General features: G+C 46.7%; 27 protein-coding genes. 23 read left to right on the top strand and 4 right to left on the bottom strand.

All coding sequences use genetic code 11. The annotated features are described in order from the left end of the window. The first annotated feature begins 60 nt into the window (after positions 1–60). The 10 genes from AS034_RS01150 (at position 61) to AS034_RS01105 (ending at position 8,052) form a co-directional block, all read left to right on the top strand. Entirely contained in the window at positions 61–384 is a 324-nt protein-coding gene (locus AS034_RS01150; protein WP_058297160.1) for a hypothetical protein, read from the top strand. Between the two features lie 66 nt (positions 385–450). Beyond that, positions 451–732 (top strand): hypothetical protein, encoded by a 282-nt coding sequence (locus tag AS034_RS01145; protein WP_058297159.1) that lies wholly within the window; start codon positions 451–453, stop codon positions 730–732. Between the two features lie 29 nt (positions 733–761). After that, positions 762–1,013 carry a hypothetical protein gene (locus tag AS034_RS01140; RefSeq protein WP_032086087.1) on the top strand — a complete coding sequence of 84 codons (252 nt, stop codon included), beginning with the start codon at positions 762–764 and terminating at the stop codon, positions 1,011–1,013. Between the two features lie 20 nt (positions 1,014–1,033). Continuing rightward, positions 1,034–1,753, top strand: a complete 720-nt coding sequence (locus tag AS034_RS01135; protein WP_244888116.1) for a DUF2711 family protein — start codon at positions 1,034–1,036, stop codon at positions 1,751–1,753. Between the two features lie 19 nt (positions 1,754–1,772). Then, positions 1,773–2,171, top strand: coding sequence for a VOC family protein (locus AS034_RS01130; RefSeq protein WP_058297158.1), 399 nt, complete (start codon positions 1,773–1,775; stop codon positions 2,169–2,171). A gap of 143 nt (positions 2,172–2,314) precedes the next feature. Beyond that, entirely contained in the window at positions 2,315–3,970 is a 1,656-nt protein-coding gene (locus AS034_RS01125; protein WP_058297157.1) for an FAD-binding dehydrogenase, read from the top strand. Positions 3,971–4,170: 200 nt separating this feature from the next. After that, positions 4,171–5,691 (top strand): MDR family MFS transporter, encoded by a 1,521-nt coding sequence (locus tag AS034_RS01120; protein ID WP_058297156.1) that lies wholly within the window; start codon positions 4,171–4,173, stop codon positions 5,689–5,691. A 163-nt stretch (positions 5,692–5,854) separates the two neighbouring features. Next, positions 5,855–6,376, top strand: a complete 522-nt coding sequence (locus AS034_RS01115; RefSeq protein WP_058297155.1) for a phosphatase PAP2 family protein — start codon at positions 5,855–5,857, stop codon at positions 6,374–6,376. A gap of 146 nt (positions 6,377–6,522) precedes the next feature. Continuing rightward, entirely contained in the window at positions 6,523–7,332 is an 810-nt protein-coding gene (locus AS034_RS01110) for a DUF2935 domain-containing protein (protein WP_058297154.1), read from the top strand. 141 nt (positions 7,333–7,473) lie between these two features. After that, positions 7,474–8,052 carry a DUF4256 domain-containing protein gene (locus tag AS034_RS01105; protein WP_058297153.1) on the top strand — a complete coding sequence of 193 codons (579 nt, stop codon included), beginning with the start codon at positions 7,474–7,476 and terminating at the stop codon, positions 8,050–8,052. Between the two features lie 55 nt (positions 8,053–8,107). Here the strand turns inward: AS034_RS01105 and AS034_RS01100 are convergent, their stop codons facing one another. Together AS034_RS01100 and AS034_RS01095 are read right to left on the bottom strand one after the other, a co-directional pair. Further along, positions 8,108–8,614: a 2'-5' RNA ligase family protein gene (locus tag AS034_RS01100; RefSeq protein ID WP_058297152.1), complete on the bottom strand. Its 507-nt coding sequence runs from the start codon at positions 8,612–8,614 to the stop codon at positions 8,108–8,110. A gap of 80 nt (positions 8,615–8,694) precedes the next feature. Further along, positions 8,695–9,606 (bottom strand): NAD(P)-dependent oxidoreductase, encoded by a 912-nt coding sequence (locus AS034_RS01095; protein ID WP_419184974.1) that lies wholly within the window; start codon positions 9,604–9,606, stop codon positions 8,695–8,697. Positions 9,607–9,820: 214 nt separating this feature from the next. Between AS034_RS01095 and AS034_RS01090 the strand changes: the two genes are divergently transcribed. Next, the gene (locus AS034_RS01090; RefSeq protein ID WP_058297150.1) at positions 9,821–11,500 is read left to right on the top strand and encodes a glycoside hydrolase family 13 protein; all 1,680 of its coding nucleotides are present in this window, start codon (positions 9,821–9,823) and stop codon (positions 11,498–11,500) included. A gap of 257 nt (positions 11,501–11,757) precedes the next feature. Then, entirely contained in the window at positions 11,758–12,111 is a 354-nt protein-coding gene (locus tag AS034_RS01085; protein WP_058297149.1) for a hypothetical protein, read from the top strand. Between the two features lie 325 nt (positions 12,112–12,436). Here the strand turns inward: AS034_RS01085 and AS034_RS23265 are convergent, their stop codons facing one another. Beyond that, positions 12,437–12,559, bottom strand: coding sequence for a hypothetical protein (locus tag AS034_RS23265; protein WP_269751515.1), 123 nt, complete (start codon positions 12,557–12,559; stop codon positions 12,437–12,439). A gap of 249 nt (positions 12,560–12,808) precedes the next feature. On the opposite strand from AS034_RS23265, the gene AS034_RS01080 reads away from it, so the two are divergent. From AS034_RS01080 to AS034_RS01035, 10 genes are all read left to right on the top strand, one after another. Further along, positions 12,809–13,189, top strand: a complete 381-nt coding sequence (locus tag AS034_RS01080) for a hypothetical protein (RefSeq protein ID WP_244888115.1) — start codon at positions 12,809–12,811, stop codon at positions 13,187–13,189. Beyond that, complete coding sequence (locus AS034_RS01075; protein ID WP_058297147.1) at positions 13,186–13,683, top strand: hypothetical protein; 498 nt, start codon at positions 13,186–13,188, stop codon at positions 13,681–13,683. Before AS034_RS01080 ends, AS034_RS01075 begins: the two co-directional genes overlap by 4 nt. A 99-nt stretch (positions 13,684–13,782) precedes the next feature. Next, entirely contained in the window at positions 13,783–13,968 is a 186-nt protein-coding gene (locus AS034_RS01070; RefSeq protein ID WP_058297146.1) for a hypothetical protein, read from the top strand. 49 nt (positions 13,969–14,017) lie between these two features. After that, positions 14,018–14,296 (top strand): SunI/YnzG family protein, encoded by a 279-nt coding sequence (locus tag AS034_RS01065; protein WP_058297145.1) that lies wholly within the window; start codon positions 14,018–14,020, stop codon positions 14,294–14,296. 32 nt (positions 14,297–14,328) lie between these two features. Further along, entirely contained in the window at positions 14,329–14,733 is a 405-nt protein-coding gene (locus tag AS034_RS01060; RefSeq protein WP_058297144.1) for a DUF5412 domain-containing protein, read from the top strand. 23 nt (positions 14,734–14,756) lie between these two features. Next, complete coding sequence (locus tag AS034_RS01055) at positions 14,757–14,945, top strand: hypothetical protein (protein WP_058297143.1); 189 nt, start codon at positions 14,757–14,759, stop codon at positions 14,943–14,945. Between the two features lie 540 nt (positions 14,946–15,485). Further along, entirely contained in the window at positions 15,486–15,872 is a 387-nt protein-coding gene (locus AS034_RS01050) for a GntR family transcriptional regulator (RefSeq protein ID WP_058298052.1), read from the top strand. Then, positions 15,869–16,771 (top strand): ATP-binding cassette domain-containing protein, encoded by a 903-nt coding sequence (locus AS034_RS01045; protein ID WP_058297142.1) that lies wholly within the window; start codon positions 15,869–15,871, stop codon positions 16,769–16,771. Before AS034_RS01050 ends, AS034_RS01045 begins: the two co-directional genes overlap by 4 nt. After that, the gene (locus AS034_RS01040; RefSeq protein WP_141687643.1) at positions 16,749–17,495 is read left to right on the top strand and encodes a hypothetical protein; all 747 of its coding nucleotides are present in this window, start codon (positions 16,749–16,751) and stop codon (positions 17,493–17,495) included. Before AS034_RS01045 ends, AS034_RS01040 begins: the two co-directional genes overlap by 23 nt. Beyond that, entirely contained in the window at positions 17,492–18,214 is a 723-nt protein-coding gene (locus AS034_RS01035; protein ID WP_058297140.1) for a hypothetical protein, read from the top strand. Before AS034_RS01040 ends, AS034_RS01035 begins: the two co-directional genes overlap by 4 nt. A gap of 89 nt (positions 18,215–18,303) precedes the next feature. Here the strand turns inward: AS034_RS01035 and AS034_RS01030 are convergent, their stop codons facing one another. Further along, positions 18,304–19,041, bottom strand: a complete 738-nt coding sequence (locus AS034_RS01030) for a DUF1836 domain-containing protein (protein ID WP_058297139.1) — start codon at positions 19,039–19,041, stop codon at positions 18,304–18,306. A gap of 165 nt (positions 19,042–19,206) precedes the next feature. Between AS034_RS01030 and htpX the strand changes: the two genes are divergently transcribed. Continuing rightward, on the top strand, positions 19,207–20,088 hold the full coding sequence (gene htpX, locus AS034_RS01025) for a protease HtpX (RefSeq protein ID WP_058297138.1): 882 nt from the start codon (positions 19,207–19,209) through the stop codon (positions 20,086–20,088). The last annotated feature ends 113 nt before the right edge of the window (positions 20,089–20,201 follow it).

The raw sequence follows: 20,201 nt of genomic DNA, 5'->3' as shown, positions 1-20,201 counted from the left end.
TCACTGTATATGGTACGATTACAAATAGTTGGGATTTATAAAAGAAAGGAGATGACGAACATGTTTGTTTGGTTGAATCTTGGAAGCCTGGTGCTTGGCTTGATTGCATGGGTGCTGCCATTGATAACCCTTGTGGCTGATAAAAAAGAAAACAATCCGCATCGGGGCATGCTCTCCATCATAAGCTTCAGCGCATGCGGTGTTTCATTATGTTTTCAGATTCTATATATCTATCATAAGGTAACGGTTGAGGACTGGAGTGCCCTCCTCGATACGATGTACGCCGTCGCGTCAGCTTCGGTCCTTCTTCTGGCCGTCACCATCCTGTTGAATCTTCTGGCGTTCATCGGACAACAGAGAACGGGCAAAAAGGTGTTGGGGTGAAAACTTAAATCGAGCACCTAACGTCTAATGATGAAGACTGAAAAGATGGAGAGGAGGATCATCACCTTGAAAAAATACTCTTGGCTGAGTTGGGGTTCTGCAGGAATCCCGGTTGGTTTATTCATCCTGTTGTTTGCGGTGCCTGGCATTGCGGAGCAATCAGTGGTTAAAGGTATCTTTTATGTATTATTTTTAGGGGCTCCAATATCTATTATTTTAAGTGTTATTGCACTATTCAAGAAAAGTGAAAAGAATGGATTTGCTGTGCTGGGGCTGTCCTTATCCATGCTGCTGGCCGGTTCCCTTATTTACCTGCTCCTGCTTGGTTTCGGGATGGGGGAAGCGTAAGTCGATAAGAGATAAAGGGGGAAGATCGCATGAAGAAAAAATTAAGTTTTCTGTCGTTTGTCTTGTTTTTAATAGGAGCCTTATTCTACGTCATGATGCTCTTTGGACGTGATGAATTTCTGCTGGCAGGCGTGAGCTGCTCCGCGGCGGGATTGATCATTGCCTTGTTTTCAGAAAGAGGGACGTTTAAAAAAATCGCCATCGCCGGAAATGGTGTCATCGTGGGCGTCGCGCTCATTGTACCGTTTATCGTGACGACGTTTTTTTGGAACACGCCTTGATTTAGGGGGAGGGTCTGCTATTGGAAGAGTTAGAATGGATGGCCAATGCAAAATCGCTGCCGGAGCCTCACAGGTATGCGGTGTGTGCATACGAAGATATGCCGATCAAAGAGTTTTACGAAGGAGTATTTGAAGACGTCTTTATTTTTTATCATCCTTTCATCAAACCCCGAACGCTCGACTATGAGCGATTCATGCCGGATACGTATCCTGCAAGAATGGAAATCCTTAAACATTGTGAAGCAGTCACATGGGAACAGGTTTTAGCGCTGACCGGGATACCGGATGCCGCTCAGTTGGATATCGGACTGCGCTCATTGATTTATGGATTGAAAAGGGAATTTGCAAATGATAAAACCGCTAAGATCATCGCAAATATTTGCGAACAGGAAAAGATTGTGTGTCCAACCGAGGGTCTTTTCCCTGAAATCATCATGGCCGGCCTTTTAGAAAGTATTAAAAATCTTGGCCATGATTGGATCTGGTGCGGGGATGAATTCTGCACAGAGAGAAAATTGGAGTATACGGCCGACTTGATCAAGGATTTGGATTTGCTCCACAGGGAACGGAGGAATCTCTTTACCCATGATCAATCCATTTTGATCACAACTCATTGGGACAGCCATTTTTCCATGCTTTGTTCTGATAAGGCCACATTGAAAAAAATAGTGGAAGAGTGTCAATTGGAAGGGTTTTATTGTAATGAAAAGACAGAAATATATTGGAGTCTGAGTAACTAGCTGTTTAGGAGGTGTCAAATTGTCTGAAGGACTGCTTCATCATATCGAAATCTACGTATCCGATCTGAAGAAATCATTAGAGTTCTGGGGATGGTTTTTAGCTGAACTGGGGTATCATTCTTATCAGAAATGGGAGAAGGGAGAAAGCTGGAAGCTCGGGGAGACCTATCTTGTGTTTGTGCAGACGGAGGAGAGGTTCCTTGACGAACCTTATCACAGGTGCAGGACGGGATTGAACCATTTGGCGTTTCATGCGGCTTCCCGCGGACGGGTGGATGAGATGACGGAAAAGCTGAGGGAGAAGGGGGCAAGGATCCTCTATGAAAACCTCCACCCTTTTGCAGGCGGGGAGGATTATTATGCCGTGTACTTTGAAGATCCCGACCGGATTAAGGTTGAGTTAGCTGCCCCTGTGTAAAAACGGGTGGAGGGCCTCAAGAGTCAGGGAGGTCCGTGTTTAATTATAACACTATTCAGAAAATGGATTGACCCTATTTTGATAGCGGGTTTATACTGAACTTAATTTACGCTGTCGCTGACAGGGAGAAGAGTGGGGATAAAATGGATTATGATGTGATTGTCGTAGGAGCAGGGATAGCAGGTCTAGTTGCAGCAGCCGAGATGGGTGATGCCGGGAAGAAGGTGCTGCTCGTCGATCAGGAGCCTGAATCTTCACTTGGCGGGCAGGCATGGTGGTCGTTTGGCGGCTTATTTCTTGTGGATTCACCTGAGCAGAGAAGGCTCGGCATCCGGGATTCCAGGGAGCTTGCCATGCAGGACTGGCTCGGGACGGCCGGGTTTGACAGGGAAGAGGATGAGGATCATTGGGCCAGGAAGTGGGCCGAAGCCTATGTGGACTTTGCCGCGGGTGAGAAACGTGCCTGGCTCCACGGCCTGGGTGTCCGCTTCTTCCCGATCGTCGGGTGGGCTGAAAGGGGCGGTCATCTTGCTGACGGCCACGGCAACTCGGTTCCAAGATTCCATATCGTCTGGGGCACGGGACCGGGGATTGTCGAACCTTTCGAGAGGCGGGTCCGGGAACATATGAAGGCAGGACTGGTCACCTATCTCCCTCGGCACCGGGTGGATGGGCTGAAGACGGCAGGGGGCACTGTGACGGGAGTGGCCGGATCCGTCCTCGCGCCGAGTACCGCTCAGCGGGGGCAGGACAGCAGCAGGGAAGTGATCGGAAACTTTGAATATTCCTCCCAGGCAGTCCTTGTGTCAAGCGGCGGTATTGGGGCAAACCATGAATTGATCAGGAAAAATTGGCCGGAAAGACTGGGGCAGCCGCCAAAGAATATGATATCCGGTGTCCCCGCTCATGTGGATGGCCGGATGCTTTCCATCACGGAAGAAGCCGGGGGCCGGATCGTAAACCGGGACAGGATGTGGCATTACACGGAAGGGATTAAAAATTGGGATTCCGTCTGGAGCAATCACGGCATCCGCATCCTGCCCGGCCCTTCTTCAATCTGGCTTGACGCAGAAGGAAGAAGGTTCGGCGCCCCTAATTTTCCGGGATTCGATACGCTCGGGACCCTGGAGGCAATCCAGAAGACCGGCTATGACTATTCATGGTTCATCCTGACGCAGAAAATCATCGAAAAGGAATTCGCCCTTTCCGGATCCGAGCAGAATCCCGACCTCACGGGGAAGAGCATAAAGAAGGTTCTCGGCAGGGCGCTCCCGGGTGCAGCCGGACCGGTGCAGGCATTCATGGATAAAGGGGAGGACTTCATCATTGCGGAGGATTTTGAGGACCTCGTCATCCGGATGAACAGATTAACAGGGGACAACCTGCTGGATGTTAAAGAGATTAAGAGGCAGATAGAAGCAAGGGACCGCGAAATCGATCACAGGTTCACGAAGGATCTGCAAATCACCGCCATCCGCGGTGCACGCCATTACATAGGGGATAAACTGATCCGTGTCGCGCCGCCGCATAAAATTCTGAATCCGAAGAATGGACCGCTCATTGCCGTGCGGTTGAATATCGTCAGCCGAAAAACACTGGGGGGACTTCAGACAGATCTGAGCGGCAGGGTGCTCGATGCTTCCGGTGAGGCGATACCCGGACTTTACGCAGCAGGCGAAGCGGCCGGATTCGGCGGAGGCGGGCTGCATGGGTACCGTGCGCTGGAAGGAACCTTTGTCGGGGGATGCCTCTTCAGCGGACGGGTGGCAGGCCGGGCGATTTCCGTGGATGTGAAGTAGGGGAGGGTTTTTGATCGAAGAGAATAACTCCTCGTGCCAATCCCTTCTTGGTTTCAGAATCATCACCTGACAGCAGTATGTAACCTTCATGCAATCGGCATACACTTGTCTATCCTTCACCCGATTAGAACTAGACATTCCCACTTAAAGGACTATAATAAAAAGGCAATACTACAATTTACATATAAAGGGTGAGATATATGGTGGCGAAAGAAAGCAATATGAAGCTTGCGCTTGCGGGGCTGCTGCTCGGGATCCTGATGTCGGCGATGGATAATACGATTGTCGCGACGGCGCTTGGATCGATTGTGTCCGATCTCGGCGGGCTTGATAAATTTGTCTGGGTCACGTCGGCGTATATGGTGGCCGTCATGGCCGGGATGCCGATTTTCGGAAAGCTGTCGGATATGTATGGAAGGAAGAGGTTCTATATCTTCGGATTGTCCATTTTCCTGATCGGTTCCGCGTTGTGCGGGATCGCGCAGGACATCGTGCAGCTGAGTATTTTCCGTGCGATACAGGGAATAGGGGGAGGCGCCCTGCTTCCAATCGCCTTTACGATCGTATTCGATCTTTTCCCTCCTGAACAGCGGGGGAAAATGACGGGGCTGCTTGGTGCCGTATTCGGATCGGCTTCTGTATTCGGTCCGCTGATCGGTGCGTTCCTGACCGATAATCTCAGCTGGCACTGGGTATTCTACGTGAATGTGCCGATCGGGCTGCTGTCGTTATTTTTCATCATCACGGCTTATAAAGAATCCCCTCAGCGTTCCGATCAGCGAATCGACTGGGGCGGGGCGGTCACGCTAGTCATCGCGGTCGTGAGCCTGATGTTCGCGCTTGAACTCGGCGGGAAGGAATTCGCCTGGGATTCATGGCAGATCATCGGACTCCTTCTTTCCTTCTTCGTTTTCATCGTGAGTTTCATGATGATCGAACGGAAAGCGGCAGAACCGATCATTTCGTTCTGGATGTTCAAAAGTCCGTTGTTTGCGTCTGCCCAGGCACTTGCCTTTCTATACGGGGCGGCATTCATCATCCTGACGATCCTGATCCCTATTTTCGTGCAGGCTGTGTATGGCGGTTCGGCGACGAATGCAGGATTTATCCTGACACCGTTGATGCTCGGCTCGGTTGCCGGAAGTGCGGTTGCCGGTATGCGCATGACGAAGGCAAGTTACCGGAGCATCATGTGGATATCGATCCTGTCGTTCCTAGCAGGAATGCTGCTTCTTGCAACGATGGGGCCGGATACGGGCAGATTGCTGCTCACATTCTATATGATCCTGAGCGGGTTCGGTGTCGGTTTCTCGTTCTCGCTTCTGCCGAATGCAACGATCCATAAGCTTGATCCAAGGTTCAGGGGATCCGCCAATTCAACTAATGCGTTTTTCCGTTCACTCGGGATGACGATCGGGATTACCGTATACGGGACGCTTCAAACAAAGCTCTTTGCTTCCAATCTTGAAGAAGCCTTTAAAGGCCAGGGCGGCGGGCAGGCCTTCCCGGGCGGCGGTGACCCGAGAAGCATCTTCGAACCGGAAATGCGTGAGATGATCCCTGCTCCTGTCCTTGAGAAAATCACGACGGCCATGTCGGACTCGATCACGACGACATTCGCCTACGCCTTGATCCCGCTGGTCATCGCGGTATTCTTTGTTTACCGCATGGGCAGCAGCAGGCTTGAAGTTGAAAAGGGAGCACCAAAGGCTTCTGAATAAGTGCATGAATGAATAAGGAGAATGGGGCTGCGGCCTCGTTCTCTTTTTTTATTTCTTAATTTACACATCAACCGGCTAAAATTTACACTTTTTTACCGCTCATTATCATTGCAGTCACAATCCGTCATTATAATGAAGGTGACTATTTAAAGGGGTGATTTCAATGGATCGGATGTTTACAGGACTTCACAAGATGGATCAGCAGCTCTTTTATAAAATAAACGGCAGTAAATTGTACCGTTCTTTCTTTGGTGCGATCACTCATTTGGGAGGTTCGAAAATCTCGATCCTTTCCATTCTTTCATTGGCTTTTATAAGCTTATTCTACCCTTCGATCAGGCCGGCCGTCCTCCAAGCATTCCTTGTCTTGAGTGTCAGCCATATTATCATGCACTTTATCAAACGTTCGGTGAAAAGGATCCGTCCCTATCTGTCGCTTCCGGATGTAATGCTCCACGGTCACCCGTTTGAAGATCACTCATTTCCATCAGGCCACACCACGGCGATCTTTTCGATAACAATCCCATTTATGCTGCAATTTCCTGCGGTCATCGTGATTTTGTTTCCAATCAGTGTGCTTGTTGCCTACTCGAGAGTCGTGCTTGGTGTGCACTATCCTTCCGATGTGATGGCTGGGGCGTTCCTCGCTTTGTGTACAGCAATGTTGGTTTCTTTCCTATACTAGGTGTCGACAGGCAACGCCATAGAAAGGAGAATGGGGCCGCGGCCTTGTACTCCTTTTTTTACCTGCATGCCTCACAATGATTAAGCGTCTTATTCTCCATCTCCCTCCATATAAATCTAGAGATAATGATATGAGGGGATGAGAGATTGAAGAGTTTCGAGGAAAGTGCAGTATTTGAACATACCTTTTGGCTGCAGGTGCTTGGGGATCATGCCCGCTTCATCCGAGATTCGCTGTATCCGTCAGAAACCGGAAAAATCAATCAGGCGAAAGAATTCGTCACCGTGTTTGACGGGTACTTAGATACAGTTCGTAAAGGCAATGTCCGTGACTACAAACAAGTATCCAATGATGTGGAAAAAGAGGTACGCAAGCTGCGTCATTTTAAGTTGACGATTTTGAAAGATCAGCTTCAGGGGAAAGTAGGAATCCATCTGTCCCAGACATTCATCAACCATATGGTGAATGAGCTGGATGAATTCCTGCTTGTGCTCGCCTACCTGGTAAAAGGGGAGGCCGTCCCTGTATACCATGAACTTCATCATCACCTTCTTTGGCTGAGTGATGCCGGCGGGCATGCCGGTGCAATTCACGATGAACTGGACGGCGTTGAAAAAAGGCTGAGAAAGAAAAGCCGTGAGTTTACCAAACATTTTGAAGGATTTTATCTTAAAGCGGTCGAACTGACCGGTTATCTGCGGACCAACCTGTCGGAATTCCCGGCCCTGAACCGCTTCAATCGCGATGTTGATGTGGAGATGCGCCTGTTTAAGACATTTCTAAGGGAGCTTGAGGAGATGGAGCTGTCAGAAGAGGTGCTGGGGACTTTTTCCGGGTTGATGGCCGATCATATGGCGAGGGAGGAATGCTATTATTTAACAAAATTGGCTGAGTCCTCAGAAGTCGAATCCCTGGACTGTGACCCCGGAAAGCCGCGTACAGAGGATCCATATTGATTGCACCATAGATAGATCTGTCATAGAATTCCGCCTTGTTTATAAAGCAGGGCGGGATTTTTCTTGAAATCTGGCAGGTTTCTTTGATATTTTCTGGAATACTAGTAGTGAATGATTTTTATGGGAAATGAGGGAATGTATATGACTGCGCAAAAAGGAACATTAAAAGGAAAGCTATCTCAAGAACAGACGGAAGAGCTGCTCACGGAATTAAAGAGCCGCTTTGAGAAGAACATGCACCGCCATGAAGGCATTGAATGGGAAAAAGTAGAGAAGAAGTTCCATGCACATCCTGATAAACTCTGGTCGCTCCATGAAATGGAACGGACCGACGGCGAACCTGATGTCATCGGTTATGATGAGAAAAAGGACGAGTACCTGTTCTGTGATTGCTCAAAAGAAAGCCCGAAAGGAAGGAGAAGCGTGTGTTACGACCGGGCGGCCCTCGAGGCCCGAAAAAAACACAAGCCTGAAAACAGCGCAATCGACATGGCTGAGTCCATGGGGATTGAATTATTGACGGAAGAACAATACCGTTCCCTCCAGGAAATCGAAGCATTCGATAAGAAAACGTCCAGCTGGATCCAGACACCGGCTGATATCAGGGAGCTTGGCGGAGCCCTGTTCTGCGACTTCCGGTTCGGCCACGTCTTCGTGTATCATAACGGGGCGGACTCCTACTATGCAGCCCGGGGATTCCGCGGGATGTTGACCGTATAAAAAAATCGGGCCCGTTCTCTGCCGCCGACGGCAGGGAACGGGCTGTTTGTTTTGACTAAAAATAATATTCATACTCAATCATCGAAGTCCCGTCTTCGTCAATTTGCTCAACCGAAATTTTATATACGATTGAAGTGAATTCAGTGTTGAACTCCTCCGTATCATGCAGCGCCTTCTGGAACGTTTCCTCACCATTCAGTTTTCCCACCGTCACATGCGGTATGTAACTCAGCTCACGTGTGTAGTGTCTCTTCAGAATACCGCGGTATAAGCGGTCACGCAGTTCGATGATGTGGTCATTCCCTTTCTTAATATTCAAGAATAAATAGTGTCCATCAGCCCCTGTCACGTTCTGACATCTGATTTCAAAAGGCTTGAAGCCGATCAGGCTGTCTTGGATATGATCAATCAGTTCCCCTTTTAGGAGGCTGCCTTTGAACGGATGAATCAGTGTAATATGAGGAGCGATGAAGGAATGAAGCTGATCATATTTTTCTCTCAACCCTTCGATTTCTTCAACATTATTAAACTCGGGGAAAATACAAATCGATCGATTTATCATTGATATCACCCTTCGATGGAATTGAAGGCCCGTCCTTTTACGCGTCAATACGTTAACGCGGGCTGGGACGGGCCTATTAATCAGTCAGCCTGACTCATTATTTCATAATACTGATACAGCGCCTGCGTGCCCTTATTTTCACCGCCAGATTGGCTGAACAGTTCATACAATTCTTTTGCCAGCTTCAGGCCGGGAACAGGGACGCCCATGTTTTCCGCGGATTCGATAGCGATTTTCATGTCTTTGATGAAATGTTTTACATAAAATCCAGGGTCGAAGTTGCCGTCGATCATGCGTGGGGCCAGGTTTGAAAGCGACCAGCTTCCGGCAGCCCCGGCTTCGATGCTTTTTAACACGGTTTTTGGATCGAGGCCTGCTTTTTCTGCATAAAAAATGGCTTCACAGACACCGAGCATACCGGAAGCGATCGCAATCTGGTTGCACATCTTAGTATGCTGTCCGGCGCCTGCACTTCCCTGCAGCACGATGTTCTTCCCCATTGCTTCGAGGACCGGTTGGATTCCTTCAAATGTTTCTTTTTCGCCTCCGACCATTATAGTGAGGGCAGCATTCCTGGCTCCGACATCGCCGCCTGACACAGGGGCGTCAAAGGCATGGATTCCGGCTTCTTTCGCTCTGTCAAAGATCAGCTTCGCAAGATCCGGGGAAGAAGTGGTCATATCGATGACATACGAACCCCGCTTTGCATTAGCCAAAATACCGGCCTCGCCAAGATAGACTTCCTCCACGTCACTCGGATAACCGACGATCGTAATGATGATATCTGACTCCTTAGAGATTGCGGCCACGCTTTCCTTCCACAGCGCTCCTTCTGCAAGGAGATCTGCAGCTTTTTCCTTCGTTCTCGTAAAAACATTCAGTTGGAATCCTGCTTTCATAAGGTTGCGGGCCATGCTTTTCCCCATGACGCCGGTCCCGATGAATCCTATCGTCTTTGTTTGCATTCGTCTACCTGCTTTCGTATTTAGAATCTTTAAAACTATTAGATAAAGTATACCAAAGATAGCAGCAGAATAAGAGGAAAGAAATCCTGCCGGGTTTCGCTGAAGGCCCGTACCTCGCTGCGGTGCCGATTCATTGCGGTAAGGGACGGCCATATGAATTATCACTGTTAATGCAACCGGTTTCATAGTATACTAATTTTATTGTAGAATAATGATTTACTTCATATAAAGGAGCGGTTTTATGTCTAAGCAATGGTGGAAAGAAGCGGTCATCTATCAAATTTATCCCCGCAGCTTCAAGGATTCAAATGGCGACGGGGTCGGTGATATCAACGGGATCATCTCGAAGCTTGATTATCTGAAGGAACTCGGGATCGATGTGATCTGGCTGTCTCCGGTCTATCAATCTCCCAACGACGACAACGGCTATGATATCAGTGATTACCGGGGGATCATGGATGAATTCGGGACGATGGCAGACTGGGAGCGCCTCCTTGCTGAGATGCACAAGCGCGGATTGAAGCTGATCATGGATCTCGTAGTCAACCACAGTTCGGATGAGCATGCGTGGTTCGTGGAATCCAGGAAATCAAAGGATAATCCGTACCGTGACTATTATATTTGGAGGGACGGCAAAGAAGGCGGCGAGCCGAACAACTGGGAGTCGTGCTTCAGCGGATCGGCATGGAAATACGATGAGTCAACGGATCAATACTTCCTGCACCTGTTCAGCCAGAAGCAGCCGGACTTGAACTGGGAGAACCCGAAGCTCCGCGAAGAAGTGTATGACATGATGAAATTCTGGCTTGATAAAGGGATCGACGGGTTCCGGATGGACGTCATCAACTTCATTTCAAAAGTGGACGGGCTGCCGGATGCAGAGTTACCGGACGGCCGGAAGTTCGCGCCGGGCGGAGACTACTACATGAACGGGCCGAAAATCCATGACTATCTTCAGGAAATGAATGAAAAGGCGCTGTCAGGCTATGACGTCATGACGGTCGGTGAAATGCCCGGGGTGAACGTGGAGGAAGCGAAGCTTTATACAGCCGAGGACCGTAGTGAAGTGAATATGGTCTTTCAATTTGAACACGTGGACCTTGACTCCGGTCCCGGCGGCAAATGGGATCTCCGTCCGATGAAGATGAGCGCACTTCGCGACAGCTTCACCAAATGGCAGAAAGGGCTCGAGCACGAAGGCTGGAACAGTCTGTATCTGAACAATCACGACCAGCCGCGCATGGTATCGCGGTTCAGAAACGACAAGGAATACCGGGTGGAATCAGCGAAAATGCTCGCGACGTTCCTTCATACGTTAAAAGGGACGCCGTATATCTATCAGGGTGAAGAACTCGGCATGACGAACGTCAGATTCGATTCCATCGAGGATTATCAGGACATCGAGACCCTGAATATGTACCGGGAAAAAGTCATCGAAAACGGAGAAGATCAAGACCTTGTGATGAATTCCATCTACGTGAAGGGCCGCGACAATGCCCGCACACCGATGCAATGGGATGATTCGGAGCACGGAGGATTTACGACCGGCGACCCTTGGCTGAAGGTGAATCCGAACTACACGGAGATTAATGCAGAAAAGGCAATGGAAGACCCCGATTCCGTCTTCCATTATTACCGCAGGCTGATCTCACTTCGTAAAGAATATCCGATCATGGTATACGGTTCATATGAGCTGCTCATGCCTGACCACGATAGGATTTATGCGTACACAAGGAAATATGAGGGACAAACCATGATTGTCATGCTCAATTTCTCTTCTGAAAATCCTGTATTTAAACTTCCTTCAGAATATGAAAGTGCAGGTGACCTGCTGATTGGCAACTACGGGGTTGAAGCGGGCACGGACCTCCGTGAAGTGGAGCTCCGCCCGTATGAGGCACGGGTTTATTTAATGAAGTAATGGTGGGAAACAGGAAAGCACCTTTTGACTAACGGGTTCGGAACAGAAGTAGAAAATAATTAGCAGCAAAAAAAGGGGTGTTTTTGACATCCCTTTTTCATTGCTATTCGCAATCCTGCTAACACCATAATCAAGGGATTATGTAACTTTATGTTAATATATTAGGTTTTTCAGATAACGGGCAGTCTAATTAAATATCCATATTTAACCATATTATGTTATAATTATTTTGAAAATTCAAATAAAGGGTTGGTGCAGTGAACACTTTTGCAGCATTGCTGTTTTGGTATCCTGTTTTCTTTTTGCTTTTAGGTATAGTCTTAGGGATTTTCTTTAAGACTTCGAAGTTAAATGCGATTTCCATTATTTTTATAGGGTTTTTACTCTCTAATTTGGCTTTTTTTTATCTTTCAAACGGCGGATTTGCAGGGATTGAAAGGGATGCAACTGGAAAAGGATTAGCTGTGTTTTCGGGTTTATCCTTTTCAGAAACCTTATCTGTCCTAATAACACCAAGCCTTTACACCATAATCTACGTTGTGCTACTAATGGTAAGTTTCCTGATTGTTAATCTTTTTAAGAAAGGAAGAAACAAAAGTATTAGTATGTAATTTAGTGTTATTACACAAACGGAGGCTTTTATTGAATAAGCTGTTGGGTCAGAGGTGATAGCCGCTGACCTTTTTATATTCGAATTTTAACATTTGTAATTAACATACTAAATAGCAGTTTTCTGCTGGCTATCAGATACTAGCTGATTTGTATGGAAATTCACTCGCTAAATCATCTGTTGAAATCGGTAAAACGTTTATATATAAGCAAAAAAACGGGATACCAATCCATATGCGAATTAGTACCCTAAATATAGTGTTAATTCTTTTTATCTACTTCTAAACAGAACCCGTTACCTTTTAACGGGTGCTATCCTGTTTGACATTATTTCTGCTTCTTTTGTGTTCCATCCGTCTGAACGGACATGATTTCATCCTTGTCGCTCATCTGCTTTTCAGCAAGCTTTTTTGCTGCTTCGTGCTGCTGTTCTTGAGTAGGCTTTGCCATGATGTTTCCCTCCCTTTCGATTCGGTCAAGTTCTTCTCTAGTTTTGATTTTATTGGAAAAGCTTATTCCTTTTTGCCACAGTTTTCATTGTTTCAGTTGGAATAGCTCCTCCGTCCAGGTGAGCATCCGATATTCTGTCATAAAAACAGGACTTTCGTGGGGTTTTGTCCTTTTAAATCGAATTTTTCTGGATGTCACGGTATAATTTAGAATTGTTGAAAGTTACATACATATTTAAAGGAGGAACAGATGATGGGATGGATAATCGCCATTTTGTTCGGTACAGCCGTCGTGCTGCTCATTATATCGTTGATTAAAACGACACAACAAAAATCACAGCTGGAGCAGCAGGTGGAACATGCTTCAATTTCTGTTTTGAATGAAGTCCATGAACTTGAAAAGCAGATCCGTAATATGCAATTGGACGCTGAAATCACCGCCCAGCAATCCGGCGCGATGGAAACTTCTTCAGAAGAGCGCCAAATGCTTCGCGACATGCTTGATCTCTATAAACGGGGGTATTCAACAGAAAGCATCGCAGCTAAATTAAAGCTGCCTAAGACTGAAGTGGAGCGCATGCTTACGCCTTATATGACAAGAAAGGCTGAAAGGGGCATGGTGGCACAATGACATCTAATTCCCTGCGCAGTTTTGCCCTGGGCCTCCTGCTTGCCGCAACAGCAACCGGTGGAGTCTATTTCTTCGGCCCTTCAGAAGCGGAAAGCACCGAGAAATCCGATGAAAAAACAGTAAAAACAGAAAAACTCACAGAAGACGAAATGATCGAGCAGCTGACTGCCAAAGGCTTTGTCGTCCAATCGAAGGAAGCATGGGACAAGCAGGTCGCTGCTGCTTCTGCTGAAGCCAAGGAAGATGAACCTGAGAAAAAATCAAAAAAGAAAAATGAAGACGATGTCGTGTACCGAACCATCCTGAACGTATCGATGGGTATGACGAGCATTGACATCGGAAATGCATTGGAAGAGGCAAAAATCATCGATGACGGGATGAAATTCTACAAAGAAGTCGAAAACCGCGGCCTCGAGAATGAATTAAGACCGGGCACATTCCAGATCGAAAGCGGAATGAGCATGGATGAAATCATTTCGATCATTTTTAAATAAAGTGGATTGAAAGCTCCTTTTATTGGGAGCTTTTTTATTTTACAAAAAATAGAAACTTTTCCTATTATTATTCGTAAATAATTGTAAGAGGTGATTGAGATGACTGGAATATTTTTAATCATATTGGTACCGTTTTTCATTGTCTTCATTGCAAAACTCATGGCAGACCCTTCAGAGAGGAAGCATACAGACGGAGTAAGTCATCCGGTATATTTTGGCGGTGACAATGACAATTCCGACCACTGCGGCGGGTTTGACGGCGGAGGAGGCGGGGGCGGCGAATGAGCCCCTTTTCTCCTGGATGTACTAATCAACCTGAAAAGGTGTGGGATAAATGGAATTATTCGAACTGAAAGTGACTGAAAATCAAGGAATTCTCCAAATCAGATGGCAATTGAGCAAGATTGAGATTCCTCTGGCAGACATAGTGAGTGTGGAAAACGATGATACATACGGAGGCAAGGAAAAATCAGCGATCCGGATCGGCAATCCTTATGGACATACCGACAGGGTGGTCATCCAAACAAAAACTGAAACCTATATCCTTTTTACAAGCATCGGCGGGTTGAGGGAGAAAATTTTATCTTATCAACAAAATAGTGAAGCAGGCTGACAAGATACAAGTGAGAAGTAAGGAGTTAAATCATGGATTCAGATGCAGTATTCAAAAGCGATAAAAGAAGAGTTTTCAAAGAGATACTCATCATACTTCTCATCGTTGGATTGGTCACTGCCGGAATCTTTGGATATGGTGTTTATTGGCTGTTTTATGATATGGCCCGCCTGCCGGAGGGGGATTTTCTTACGGAAGAAACTTCACCTGATGGCACCTACACTGTAAGAGCCTATGTGGCAAACGGCGGAGCGACCGTATCGTATGCGGTCCGCGGTGAACTGGTTTTTAATGAAAATGACCACAAGGTAAAAACAATCTATTGGAGCTACCGGGAGGAGGATGCGGATATCACCTGGAAGGATGACGATACCGTCGTCATCAATGGACATACGTTGGATGTGCCGGGGGATCGGTATGATTTTAGGCATGACTGAGGATAAGCAGGGGAGGTTGTAATATGAAACAAGCATTATCCTTTTTCGGAATGGCCCTGATCGTCATCTTCGGCGGCGGATTTTTGATTCGTTTGATAAGGGACGGGGATTTTTACATAGCGGAGTTTGCCGGTGGTGTGATCGGGCTGGTTTTGCTGGTTATGGCGCTGGTTGTGAAGTTGAAGGGGGAAAAGGAGGAGCGTGGATTTTAAGGAGGGGACTTTAACAGGGGATTTTGGCTTGTTTTTAGCTCAAAATGATTGATATTTGTCTGTTTTGGGGAGAGATTAACCCTCAAATCCGAGCTTTAGCCGGTTCGATCGCCTTCAAGCTGTATTTTGGTCAATAGATTACTGACCCAGGCAGGGTTTATGATCCTAAAACGAAATTTACCATCCAAATTAGAATTATATGATCCTAAATAGAAATTTATAATCCTAATTTCAATTTTACGATCCTAATTTCAAATTTATGATCTTATGAGAATTATTCTAATTAAGTCCTCATAGCTAGGCTTCCTCTACCCGTTTACAGATACGCCCCCACCACCATTCATCTCCCAATCTCAAATATCAACTAGACTTAACCCAATCGAGTCCATCAACCCATACCCAAAAGACAATTTCATTCCTTCCTGGATGAAATTGTCTTTTTTAGTGACAAAAAGAAAATATTGTATATAATGGTACTATATAGTGCATTACATGAGTAATGTACTAATGTGGATAGTAGTTTGTGAAGGTGGTGGCATTCTGGTGTTGAATCCGGATAGTATGAAGCCAATTTATGTACAGATCGCGGAGTGGATTGAGACGGAGATTCTTGACGGGAACTTAGATACCGGACAGAAGGTTTTTTCGCAGTATCAATTGGCTGAGATGTTTAACATCAATCCGGCGACGGCTGCGAAGGGGATCAATTTGCTTGCGGATGAAGAGATCCTTTATAAGAAGCGGGGCCTCGGCATGTTCGTTGCGCCGGAGGCAAGAAGCATCATTCTTGAAAATAGAAAAAATACGAAGCTTAACGGGATGGTGGCCGACCTTGTGAAAGAGGCCGGTCATCTGATGGTAGAGGAGGAGGAACTGGTCGCGATGATCAGGGAAGTCTGCCGAAAGGAAAAGGGGGAAGGGTCATGAATGTTGTGGAGTGTAAGAATGTTTCAAAGCGGTATGGCGATCATGCCGCGCTTGATGATTTGTCGTTTGCATTAACGGAGAATAAGATAACCGGATTGATCGGGAGGAATGGAGCCGGGAAGACCACGCTTTTGAAAATCATCGCAGGATATCTGCGTCATGATTCAGGGGAGGTCTGGGTGTTCGGGGAACGCCCATTCAGTAATTTGAAGGTATCGGCCAATTCCATTTTTATCGATAATGAAATGAGTTTTTCCAGTGGTCTTACATTGGAAGAACTGCTTGGAACGGCGGGGGATTTCTATCCGAACTGGGACGGTGAACTTGCGAAAGGTCTTTTTTCCTATTTTTCTTTTAAGCCGGACCAGTACCACGGGAGTTTGTCAAAAGGGATGAGAAGCACGTTCAATATGATCATCGGCCTTTCAGCCCGTTGTCCGCTCACGATTTTTGACGAACCGACGAGCGGCATGGATGCGGCAACAAGGAAAGATTTTTACCGGGCCGTGCTCAAAGACTATATCGCCCATCCGCGCACCATCCTTTTATCCAGCCATCTCCTTGGTGAAATTGAAGATCTGCTGGAGGAAGTTTTATTGATCAAATCAGGAAATGCATGCCTCCATACAGGAATTGAAGAATTGAAGGGATATGCCATCGGCGTAAGGGGGAAGACGGAAGCCGTCCTTGATTGGATAGGGGATGCAGAACCGCTTCACGAAAGAGATATGGGACCCGGATTGACCTTCATGGTAATAAAAAATGAGAGGACGCCGGAAGAAATGGATAAAGCGAGATTGCTTGGACTCCATATCAGTCCGGTTACGGCTGAGGATATATGCACCTATTTGACGGGTCGTTCAAAAGGGGGAATCGATGATGTATTTAGCAGAGGTTAAGGCATGGGATATCATCAAAAAACAATATCGATATAAATTGAAATCCTATTTCGGCGTCTTCACTTCGCTGGTGGTCATACAACTGCTTGCCATTTTATTTTCTTTTAACGGAACCGGAATGAGCGGTGGATCATCGGCAAGCCTTGATTATGAGGTCCACTATCTTACAAGTGATGTCCTTCAGGTCTTCATGATGATCTGGGCCTTCATTACGTCCGTCCTGATTACGACTAAGGCTTACCGCTTTGAAGATGCTGTGTTTGTTACGAACCGGTGGATCAGTCATCTTTCAAGCATTCTGTTTCTGTTCACGGCAAGTGTTTTTGCTGGCATCACTGTGTATCTCGCGGGTCATCTGTTCAAAGTCATTAGGTTCATGGTGAAAGAACACTCTTCAATCATAGTGGAGTCGGTGACGTTATCAGGGTTGTTGACAGGCGTGCCTGCATCCATCCTGTATATTTTTCTTTTCGCAAGTGCCGGTTATTTTGTGGGGATGCTGGTGCAGTTTAACAAAATCTTCACTATAGTGGTGCCGGTCATATTTGTGGGTGCTTTGATTCTCGACGGTATAGGCGGGGATCCGACGCTTCTGGTTAATGCCGGTACATTTTTTGGTTCAGAAACCTCGTTTGGCATATTTCTTGTGAAAATACTAGGCGTTTCGGTACTTCTTTTGCTTGGCGGCATGGGAGTTTCCAGTCGATTGGGGGTAAGGAAATGAGTATGTTGTGGATGTTTATGCCGATGATAATCATACTCCTTTTGGTTGCCGGAGTGGCAATGTTGCTTGCAAAGACAACCCGCAAGCGCATGACAGGGGCTAAAAAGGCACGATGGATGGTCGGGGGATACACTTTGATCTTACTGGCAGCTTCCATCATTTCAATCAGTATTGCACCCGATAATGTTCAACAGTCTACACCGGTTTCTGCAAAAGAGGTAGAACGGATCGACCGCGGTCAAATGAACGTGATGGAGGCTGCACATTCCGGCAGGCTCCTCAATCTTGAAGGTCTTTTTGCAAGCATAAAAAGCTGGACATTCCCGTATGATGATCCAAAGCTCGAAATTAAGCACATGGAGGATGATGAGTCTGCCGGCGTTCTTGTTTTTGTCCAGGTGAAGGACACGGAAGACGGAGTCATCGAAGCACTCCACTATACTGGGAATGTTTTTATCGACGGTATGGATATGACGAGAAAAAAAGTGCCGGCAGGTTTGGAATTACAAGAAGGAGTCCTTACTGTCAGAGAACCGGGCATGGCCCATGTGAATATAACCATGTTTTCGCCAGGGTTTCCTTATCAACAATTTTCTGATTCGAAAACGGGGCTATTTACTGATCATCACGCTATGGGATTCGGCCAGGATTTCATCCTTCTGAAAGTACCCGCTAGCGTGAAGGTAGAAGGGCAGACCAACTATATAACATGGGATTAAAAGAAGAAGAAAATTCCTTTTGTAAATGAAGGTGAAAAACCCGCCGCCTGCTGTATCAACACATCAATACAGCAGGCGGCGGGTCTTTTCTATTTTTCCTGCATAAACAACGCCGCATAACCATAATGTTTGGCGGCTGATTGGTAATAGGCTGCCTGCACGCTTAAGGAAGACAGGATGAGGACATTCAATACCGCGTCCATTTGCTCTTCTTTCAATTGGTTGAATGCAGGCAAAATATTTCGGCATTCAGTATGTACGAATTGCTCGATCCATTCGTTCATGGAACATGAGCCGTCAACCGTTGGAAGCGGGTGGTGATGGAGTTTTTCAAAGACGGCCGCATAGGCAGAATAGAGGTCGATGGGATGGATGACATCATCTGACCGGTCTTCTGGATTATTAAAAATAAGAGTCAGTATCTTGCGGATGGAATCGAAGTCAAGCGATGACTTCAAGTCCTCGACGATCAAGAGCATGGTGGCCTGATCGACGTTATATTTCTTGCCGATCTGGGGTCTTCCCACCAGTTCCTTGATATCCCGCTTCACCCAATTCTGGACGGCGCTTGGGGAGAGCTGGGTATATTCAATCTGATTCCCAAGGGATACGATTTCATTGATGGAAAACCCGATTTCATTTTTTGTATGTTTCAGGACTTTCTCGAAAATGGGAGGGATCCCGGAAGTGATTAAACTGCTCATCTCTTCTTTGTTCGTTAGCAGCCAGGCTTCTTTCAGTATCATGACAGGGGTTTTATCGTGCTGGCCATTGAGTGAGTGCAGCAGGTCAGCCATATTCTTGCGTGATAATGTATAGTGTTCCACAGTCAACCCCCCTTATCTTAAATCTCCTTCTTATAGTACGTCTTCCCAAAAGCCCCGTCAATTGCACCCCAAGTAAAAATTGATTGAATTTTATCAATAAAAGCTATATAATAAGTTCAAATATAAGTTCATATGAACTTAAAAAAACAGGAGTGAAGATTGAAGATGGGTAAACGAATTTTTTATTTTCTATTAACCAATATTTTGGTTCTACTCACCATCTCCATCATTTTTTCGGTGACTGGAGCCGGAAATTATATTAAGGAAACGGGTGGAATAGATTTCGGGGCACTCTTGATCTTCAGTGCCATAATCGGTTTCTCCGGATCTTTTATTTCTCTTGCGATGTCCCGCTGGATGTCAAAGAGAATGATGAATGTCCGTGTGCTTGATCCGAACGGACCTCTGTCCTCAGCAGAACAGGGGATTGTCGAGAAAGTCCACCGTCTATCAAGAGCTGCAGGACTTATGCATATGCCTGAGGTTGGAATCTATGACTCGCCTGAAGTGAATGCCTTCGCAACGGGGCCGTCTAAGAAACGTTCCCTCGTGGCAGTTTCAACAGGACTTCTCCGCGAGATGGACGACGATGCCGTGGAAGGTGTCATCGCCCATGAGGTTGCCCACGTGGCGAACGGCGATATGGTGACCATGACGCTTCTGCAGGGTGTTGTCAATACATTCGTTGTGTTCCTTTCAAGGATTGCAGCATGGATTGCGTCCCGTTTTGTAAAAGAAGAAATGGCACCGATCGTCCATTTCATTGCCGTCATCCTTTTCCAGATCGTCTTCTCGATCCTTGGAAGTTTGGTGGTATTCGCGTACTCCCGTCACAGGGAGTTCCATGCAGACCGCGGCGGGGCGGATCTTGCCGGGAAGGATAAAATGGTCCATGCCCTGCGCATGCTGAAAGACTATTCAGCCCGGATGAGAGGCGAGGATGATACAGCCATCTCCACGTTGAAAATCAACGGCCGCAGAAAATCAGCCATTTTCTCGACTCACCCGGACCTTGATGACCGCATCAACAGACTTCAGGCTAAATAATGAAAAGCCCTTCCATCACTGTTCAATCAGTGGAGGAAGGGCTTTTTTTATAAAGCTCTTTTCGCATGCTTTGTTGCTTTACATACAAGAAAATACCGGAACTTGGGTATTTT

Source organism: [Bacillus] enclensis (genome assembly GCF_001456935.1).
GTDB lineage: Bacteria > Bacillota > Bacilli > Bacillales > Bacillaceae_B > Rossellomorea > Rossellomorea enclensis.
The sequence above is the reverse complement of the archived record's forward strand: the minus strand, read 5'-3'. Positions and strand labels throughout refer to the sequence as shown.